The 1795-nt window shown below is 56.4% G+C and carries 1 protein-coding gene; it reads right to left on the bottom strand.

The window, feature by feature from the left end:
• Positions 1-1643, bottom strand: a 1643-nt coding sequence (locus VZ95_RS18735) for an ATP-binding protein (RefSeq protein ID WP_156995414.1), incomplete at its 3' end; no start/stop codon positions are given.
• Positions 1644-1795 lie beyond the last annotated feature (152 nt).

Below are 1795 nucleotides of genomic sequence, written 5' to 3'. Positions count from 1 at the left end.
TTGAGTTGAATCGGTTTTGCGAGCACCGCGTTCATACCGGCCTGGAGATATTTCTCCATATCACCCGGAAAAGCATTGGCGGTTACGGCGTATATCGGAATCTGCGCCAGCGCCCCCCCTAATTTCCGAATATGCTGGGTCGCCGTCACGCCATCCATTTCCGGCATCTGAATATCCATCAGAACGAGGTCGAAGGGCCTTTCCTGAACGGCGCTCACCGCATCGATCCCGTCAAACACGGTTTCGCAACTATGCCCGAGTTTTTCTAACTGCCCCCTCAGAACCCGTTGATTGGTAAGATTATCATCGGCAATTAGTATTCGCAGCGCGCGAACGGGGGCGGTCGACACCGGCGTTTCGAGGGGCGCGGGGCGCGGCTCCTGCGATACGGCCAAGGGCAGTTTGACGCTAAAGCGGCTGCCTTTGCCATAGACGCTCTCAACACTAATTCGCCCCTCCAGCGCCGTAACCAGCCGCCGCGAGATCGCAAGCCCAAGCCCCGAGCCCCCATAGCGCCGATGGGTGGTCGCCTCCCCCTGTTCGAACTGCTGGAACAGCCGACCCAACGCCTCGGACGGGATACCAACCCCGGTATCGATCACCTCAAAGGTCAACCAATTGGGTGCCGCTAGGGTGACGTTTAGAGTGATGCGGCCCTCGCTGGTAAACTTTACCGCGTTCCCCATCAGGTTCAGCAGAATTTGCCGCAAGCGCCCCTCGTCCCCCACGCGCCAGGGATCGATGTCCGCCGCGATGTCGACGTGGATCGGAACCCCTTTCGCGCGGGCGTCCGTTTCCACGAGAGCGATAATCGAATCGATGGTTTCGACGAGATCGAAGGACGCATTTTCGAGGGTTATTTTCCCAGCCTCAAGGCGCGAGAAATCTAAAATATCATTGATAAGCCGCATCAGGGATTCGGCCGAGTTTTGAATGATTTGGATGGATCGGCGCTGATCGAGCGATAGAAGCGTATCGCCAAGCAGGCCCGCCATTCCGATGATGCCATTCATCGGGGTGCGGATTTCATGGCTCATTTGGGCAAGAAAGGCCGATTTTGCCTGATTGGCCCCGTCGGCCAGTTCACGCGCCCGGCGCAAGGCATCGGTTTGCTGACGCACAACCCTAAGCTGTCGCCCCGTCACAAGAATGGCCAAACCCATCAAGGCGAGGAATAGCGCGCTCGCCGCCCCAACCAAAAGGCTTTCCTGGCGCCAAGTCTCCAGCGCTGCCTGCTTGTCGAGCCCCACGACCACAACGACAGGCCATCGGCGGGTAACGCGAAAGCTAACGATCGAGGCTGCGCTGCCATTCTTGCCGCCGGTCTGAAAGGTCCCCCGCTCCCGATCCGGCAAAAACTCCTTAAATATAGGAACGGTGATATCCGTACCGCGTGCCGTGTCTGCCTCTTCATTGCGGGTGACAATCAGGGGTGTGCCATCGAATCGCAAAATGCGAATCTCGGCCTGATAATCCTGAAGAAGCGCCGCATATTGCAGTTGGAGCGCGTCAATATTCAGAAGAGCGACCGTTACCGACCGTAACCGACCGCGTAAATCGCGATCAGCATAAGCAAAGGGGATAAAAGACGATTGGACAACCGCCCCGTCCGACGCGGAAAACGACCGCCGCGCGATGGGCATACCAACCGCCCACGACAGGCTGCTATCCTCGGTTAATCGCTTTACAAAATCATACTTACTTAAATCAACACCAATATCATTTTCTGATAACGTACTATACTCGATCACGTAATCTTTATTCGAAAACGCCAACCCTCTAATCGTATCACTTC

The organism is Elstera litoralis, assembly GCF_000963705.1.
GTDB lineage: Bacteria > Pseudomonadota > Alphaproteobacteria > Elsterales > Elsteraceae > Elstera > Elstera litoralis.
Note: the sequence above shows the minus strand (reverse complement) of the source record. Positions and strands in the feature narration are given on the sequence as shown.